The 5663-nt window shown below is 67.9% G+C and carries 5 protein-coding genes; 4 read left to right on the top strand and 1 reads right to left on the bottom strand.

From position 1 onward, the window contains the following. Window positions 1-287 precede the first annotated feature (287 nt). The 3 genes from DBR22_RS15765 to DBR22_RS15755 all read left to right on the top strand — a co-directional run bounded on the left by DBR22_RS15765 (window position 288) and on the right by DBR22_RS15755 (window position 3219). The gene (locus tag DBR22_RS15765; protein ID WP_108599803.1) at window positions 288-824 is read left to right on the top strand and encodes a gluconokinase; all 537 of its coding nucleotides are present in this window, start codon (window positions 288-290) and stop codon (window positions 822-824) included. A gap of 40 nt (window positions 825-864) precedes the next feature. After that, window positions 865-2268 carry a GntP family permease gene (locus DBR22_RS15760; protein ID WP_108599802.1) on the top strand — a complete coding sequence of 468 codons (1404 nt, stop codon included), beginning with the start codon at window positions 865-867 and terminating at the stop codon, window positions 2266-2268. 126 nt (window positions 2269-2394) lie between these two features. Then, window positions 2395-3219 carry an SDR family NAD(P)-dependent oxidoreductase gene (locus DBR22_RS15755; RefSeq protein ID WP_108599801.1) on the top strand — a complete coding sequence of 275 codons (825 nt, stop codon included), beginning with the start codon at window positions 2395-2397 and terminating at the stop codon, window positions 3217-3219. 15 nt (window positions 3220-3234) lie between these two features. Here DBR22_RS15755 and DBR22_RS15750 read toward each other — a convergent pair whose 3' ends face one another. Continuing rightward, window positions 3235-4644 carry an aminotransferase-like domain-containing protein gene (locus tag DBR22_RS15750; RefSeq protein ID WP_108599800.1) on the bottom strand — a complete coding sequence of 470 codons (1410 nt, stop codon included), beginning with the start codon at window positions 4642-4644 and terminating at the stop codon, window positions 3235-3237. On the opposite strand from DBR22_RS15750, the gene DBR22_RS15745 reads away from it, so the two are divergent. Beyond that, window positions 4643-5611: a DMT family transporter gene (locus DBR22_RS15745; protein WP_108599799.1), complete on the top strand. Its 969-nt coding sequence runs from the start codon at window positions 4643-4645 to the stop codon at window positions 5609-5611. The genes DBR22_RS15750 and DBR22_RS15745 overlap by 2 nt on opposite strands. Window positions 5612-5663 lie beyond the last annotated feature (52 nt).

Here is a 5663-nt window from a genome sequence, read left to right as displayed (position 1 = left end):
GGCCAGGCCCACCGCCTCGAGAACGCGCTCGTGCATGGCGGGGGAGGCCCCGCCGTCGTGCGTGTTGTCCGCGTCCTGAAGTGTCGCCGTCGACATCTTTCCTGCCTTCCTCTGCGCTGTGCGCCCTCCCAGAATACCGAAGGAATCATCAAAGGTATGACTTGTGACACGCAAAGATAGTATCTTTAATCACAAATGGTGATACCTTATCTCCCGGCGCACTTTTCAAACGGTGCGCTACGAGGTTTCTCTCACTAAGCCAACGGCGTCTTCTTCGGAGGTAAAACATGCACAACCCAGCCACGCACCTGGTGGTGATGGGCGTTGCCGGTTCCGGCAAGTCCACCATCGCGGCGGCCCTGTCCCAGCAGCTCGGCTGGGCCTGTGCCGAGGCGGATGAGTTCCATCCCGAGGCCAACATCAGCAAGATGACCCAAGGGATTCCCCTGCAGGACGAGGACCGCTGGCCCTGGCTGCAGCTGATCCAGGACTGGATGACCGCCAAGGCCCAGGCCGGCGAAAGCACCGTGCTGACCTGCTCCGCCCTCAAGCACAGCTACCGCAGCCTGCTTGCCCAGGCAGACGGCAGGGTGCTGTTCCTGCACCTGGACGGCGAGGCGGGCCTGATCGGCGAGCGGATGCAGGGCCGCGAAGGCCACTTCATGCCGCCCACGCTCCTGCCCAGCCAGTTCGCCACCCTTGAACCCCTCACCGACGACGAACTGGCCACCGGAAGCCTCCGGCTGGACATTTCCAAGTCCCCGGCGGAGCTTGTCACGGCCATCATCGCCGCACTGAAGCTCCCCGCCGCCCACGCTTCCTAACCTTTCACCCCCCAACAAGTTCCAGTTTCAAAGGAGAACCATGGTCATCGAAGGATGGACCCAAACACTGGGAGCAGGCCCCCTGCTCCTGATCGCCGCGGCGTCGATTATCGTGCTGCTGGTCCTGATCATCCGGCTGAAGATGCACGCGCTTGTCGCACTGATCCTCATCAGCCTCGCTACTGCCTTCGCCACCGGCATCCCCGCCAACCAGGTGGTCCCGGTCCTCATCAACGGATTCGGCACCACCCTGGGCACCGTGGCACTCCTCGTGGGCCTGGGCGCCATGCTCGGCCGGATCGTTGAAACGTCCGGCGGCGCCAAAGTCCTGGCCGACTACCTGATCGGCGTCTTCGGCGAGAAGCGTGCCCCCTTCGCCCTCGGCCTGGCCTCCCTGATCTTCGGCTTCCCCATCTTCTTCGACGCCGGCCTGGTGGTCATGCTGCCCGTGGTCTTCGCCGTCGCCCACCGCCTGGGGGGAGGAGTGCTGCGCTACGGCCTTCCGGCTGCCGGCGCCTTCTCCGTCATGCACATCTTCCTGCCGCCGCACCCGGGTCCGGTCTCCGCCGCAGCCTTCTTCGACGCCAACATCGGCCTGGTCATGATCGCCGGCCTCATCACCGCCATCCCCACCTGGTACGTCACCGCCTACCTCTTCGGCCTGTGGACCGGCAAGAAGCTGGTCCTGCCCGTCCCGGAAATCCTGGGCCACGCCAGCGCCGAAGCCGAGTCCCACCCGCCGCGCTTCCGCACCATCGTGGGGCTGCTGCTCCTGCCGCTGGTCCTGATCTTCCTCAACACCGGCCTGAACACCCTGGCCTCCTCCGGCGTCCTGTCCGAGGACGTCAAGAAGGAACAGTGGTTCCAGATCCTGCGCACCATCGGTGAAACCCCGGTGGCCCTGCTGATCGCCGTGCTGGTGGCTGTGTTCGTCCTGGGCAGCCGCCGCGGCAAAGACGCGTCCGCCATTGAGAAGCTCCTGGAGTCCTCGCTCGGCCCGGTCTGCTCGGTCATCCTCATCACCGGCGCCGGCGGCATGTTCGGCGGCGTCCTGCGCACCTCCGGTATCGGTGCTGCCCTTGCCGACGTCCTGGGCAACCTGGGCATCCCGCTGATTGTGGCAGGCTTCCTGATCTCCGCGATCCTGCGCATCGCCCAGGGCTCCGCCACGGTGGCGCTGACCACCACCGCGGGCCTGATCGCCCCGGCCGTAGCACTTGCGGGACTGAACGGCATGCAGGTCGCCGCGCTGGTCATCGCCGTGGCCGCAGGTTCCGTGGTGGTCTCGCACGTCAACGACTCCGGCTTCTGGCTGGTGGGGCGCTTCTTCGGCATGGACGTCAAGACCACCCTGAAGACCTGGACCGTGATGGAAACCCTCATCGGTGTCATGGGCTTCGCCATCGCTGCGGTCATCTTCCTGCTGGCCGGCATAGCCGGTTAGCGCCCTGACCCCAGCCAACGGCTGACAGAAGTGCTGCGCGGGGCGGCCGGTGGGAACACCGGCCGCCCCGCCGTCGTTGTGCCCAACGGCACTCCATTCGGGAACGAACCAATCAAAGGACACCCCTTGACCCCTCGCACCATTGTGATCACCGGCGCCAGCGACGGCATCGGCGCAGCAGCCGCCCGGACGCTGGCAAAGGCAGGGGAGCGGGTGGTGATCGTCGGCCGTTCCGCCGAGAAGACCCAGTCCCTCGCCAAGGAACTCAATGCCGACTACTTCGTCTGCGACTTCGCCGACCTCGCCCAGGTCCGGACCCTTGCCGCGCAGCTCGAGGAAAACTACCCGCGCATCGATGTGCTCGCCAACAACGCCGGCGGCATCATGGGCAAGCACCTGCGCACCGTGGACGGCAACGAATCCACCTTCCAGATCAACCATCTGGCGCCGTTCCTGCTCACCACGCTGCTGATGGGCACGCTCACGGCCAGCAACGCCAAGGTCATCAACACCGCCAGCGGCGCCAACAGTTTCGGCAAGCTGGACCTCTTCGACCTCAACGCCGAGCACACCTACTCCACCAACCGCGCCTACGGCACGGCCAAACTCGCCAACATCCTGTTCACGTCCGAGCTGCACCGCCGCTTCGGTGAGCAGGGAATCACGACGGCGGCGTTCCACCCGGGTGTTGTACGCACCAATTTCGCTGCAGAGTCCACCAGCCCATGGCGGCACGCCTACAAGACACTGCTGAACCGCTTTATGCTCACCCCGGACCAGGGCGCCGACACCCTGCTCTGGCTGATCAACGGCACCGCCGGCACCGACTGGGTCTCCGGCGCCTACTACTACAAGCGCGCCCTGGCCAAGGCGAACAAGCAGGCCTACGACGCCGAACTCGCCCGCGGGCTGTGGGATGCGAGCGAAGAGCTGGTCAAGGTAGCCGTCTGACCGTCATCACGGCCACTAGGCGCCGGCGGCCAGGGCCTCCCCGATGATCCGGGCGCCCTCCGGAAAAGCGCCCGGATTCGGGCCGGAATAGTTCAGCCTGATGTACGGTCCGGCGGGTTCGGCCGGGAACCATTCCGTGCCGGCGGCGATGATGACCCCTGCATCCTCGCAGCGGCGGGCCAGCTTCGCGGCGTCGGTCCCGTCCGGCAGGCGCAGCCACAGGTTCAGCCCGCCGTGGGGGAGGCCTTCAAGGTGGGCCTGCGGAACATGCTGGCGCAGGCTGCCGGCCAGAAGGTCCCGGCGGGACAGGAGCTGCTGGCGGAGGCTGCGCAGGTGCGTCTGCCAGCCGGGCTGGGTCACCACATCCAGGGCAGCTGCCTGCAGGAGCCCGCTGACGTACATGGACTCGGCCGCTCGCTGGGCAAGGATCCGCTCGCGGGCCGGGCCCCGTGCGATGACGGCGGCGATGCGGATCGCCGGGGACACACTCTTGGTCAGCGACCTGATGTAGACCACATGTCCGGAGTCGTCCCGCGAGGCTACGGGCACGGGGCTGGTGGAGATCCCGAAGTCGTGCGCCCAGTCGTCCTCCACCATAAAAGCTCCGTGCCGGCGCAGCAGCTCGAGGACCTCCTCGCCCCGTCCCGGAGCCCACTGGGCGCCGGTGGGGTTGGAGTAGTTGGGCTGGGCATAGAAGACCCGCGCGCCCGTCTCCTCAAAGGCGCGGGCCAGCTCGGCCGGATCGGGTCCTTCCGGGCCGCTGGGCACCGGCACCACCCGCACCCCCGTCTGGGCTGCCGCCAGGATGGCACCCCAGTACGTGGGCGACTCCATCAGCAGCGGCTGGCCGGCGCCCACCAGCGCCCGGAAGATGGAGCTGAGCCCGCTCTGGCTGCCCGGCAGCACAATGACGTCGCTCGGCGTGGGCGGAGTGATCCCGGCCGGCGTCGAGGCACCGAGCTCGTGGGCGAACCAGGACTGCAGCTCCGGGAGCCCGGCCGCCGGAGGACGCGACAGGGCGGCATCGCCACGTGCGGCCCGCGTCAGGGCAGCCCGGACCAGCCGCTCCGGCAAAAGCTCCCGGTCCGGATACCCCGAATGGAACGCGATGGCGTTGTTCGGCACGTCGCGCATCGTGTTCGAACTGGAGGGCAGCACCGACTGCGGGGAGCCGAGCGCGGCCGTCTGCCAGCCGTAATCCGAAGGGCGCGCGGTTCGGACGGCGCGCATGAACGTGCCGACGCCGGGCCTGCTCTCGATCAGGCCCTGGGCCGTCAGGGCATGGAGGGCCTTCTGCACAGTCACCGGGCTGGCCTGGTACTCCGCCACCAGTGACCGGGTGGACGGCAGCCGGGACCCGGGGGGAGCCGCTTTCATCCACTGGTGCAGTGCCAAAACGATCCTTGAACTGCTATCGTTGTTCATGAAATACAATAGTAGCGCTACTCTCGGGCCACGCCCAGTGATACTGCCCCGGTCCGCTACCGGGATCTGGTGGGGACTCCTGGGAGTGGCCGCCTTCTCATTCACCGTGCCGTTCACCCGGCTGGCCGTCTCCGGCCTGTCGCCGCTGTTCATCGGGTCCGGCCGGGCAGTGGTGGCCGCGGTGCTCGCCGCCACGGCGCTGGCACTGACCCGGCAACGGCTTCCTTCACCCCGGATCTGGGCCCGGCTGGCGCTGGTTGCCGGGGGCGTCGTCGTCGGCTTTCCGCTGCTGACCTCCTTTGCCCTGACCTCAGTGGAAGCCGGCCACGGCGCCGTGGTCATCGCCCTGCTGCCCGCGGCCACCGCCACGGCTGTGGTGCTCCGTACCGGTGAGCGTCCGCCCGCAACGTTCTGGGCCGTCCTGGCCCTCGGCTCGCTGGCCGCCATCACCTTCGCCTTTGTGCAGGCAGGCGGAATCGGGCGGCTGCAGTGGTCGGACCTGCTGCTCCTGGCCGCGGTGGTTGCCGCGGCCATCGGCTACGCCGAGGGCGGGCTGCTGGCGCGGGAGCTGGGCGCATGGCAGACCGTCTCCTGGGCGCTGGTCCTGGCCTCGCCGCTGATGGTGTTCCTGGCGGCGCTGGCCATCGCCGACCAGCCGCCAACCGCCTCACCCCTTCAATGGGGCGCCTTCGCCTACCTCGGCGTGGTGAGCATGTTCCTGGGCTTCTTCGCCTGGTACCGCGGACTCGCCATCGGCCCCATGGCCCAGGTCAGCCAGATCCAGCTCGTCCAGCCGGTCCTGAGCATCTGCTGGGCGGCACTGCTGCTGGGGGAGGCCCTGACCTGGAGCACCGTCATCGGCGGCCTGGCGGTCATAGCCTGCGCCGGCGCAGCTGTCCGCGTGCGGCTTGTCCGCCCGCGCACGCCCACCGCCGAGATTCTCCCCGAACAAATCCCCACCCCCTGACAGGACCCTGCCATGTACATTCCATCCCACTTCGCTGCCGATCCCACCGACG

The organism is Arthrobacter sp. HMWF013 (assembly GCF_003061105.1).
In the GTDB taxonomy this organism is placed as follows: domain Bacteria; phylum Actinomycetota; class Actinomycetes; order Actinomycetales; family Micrococcaceae; genus Arthrobacter.
The sequence above is the reverse complement of the archived record's forward strand: the minus strand, read 5'-3'. Positions and strand labels throughout refer to the sequence as shown.

Excerpts from the sequence above, each read along its gene's own strand:
- DBR22_RS15765 (WP_108599803.1), top strand. The coding sequence starts at position 288 with ATGCACAACCCAGCCACGCACCTGGTGGTGATGGGCGTTGCCGGTTCC.
- DBR22_RS15760 (WP_108599802.1), top strand. The coding sequence starts at position 865 with ATGGTCATCGAAGGATGGACCCAAACACTGGGAGCAGGCCCCCTGCTC.
- DBR22_RS15745 (WP_108599799.1), top strand. The coding sequence starts at position 4,643 with ATGAAATACAATAGTAGCGCTACTCTCGGGCCACGCCCAGTGATACTG.
- DBR22_RS15750 (WP_108599800.1), bottom strand. The coding sequence starts at position 4,644 with ATGAACAACGATAGCAGTTCAAGGATCGTTTTGGCACTGCACCAGTGG.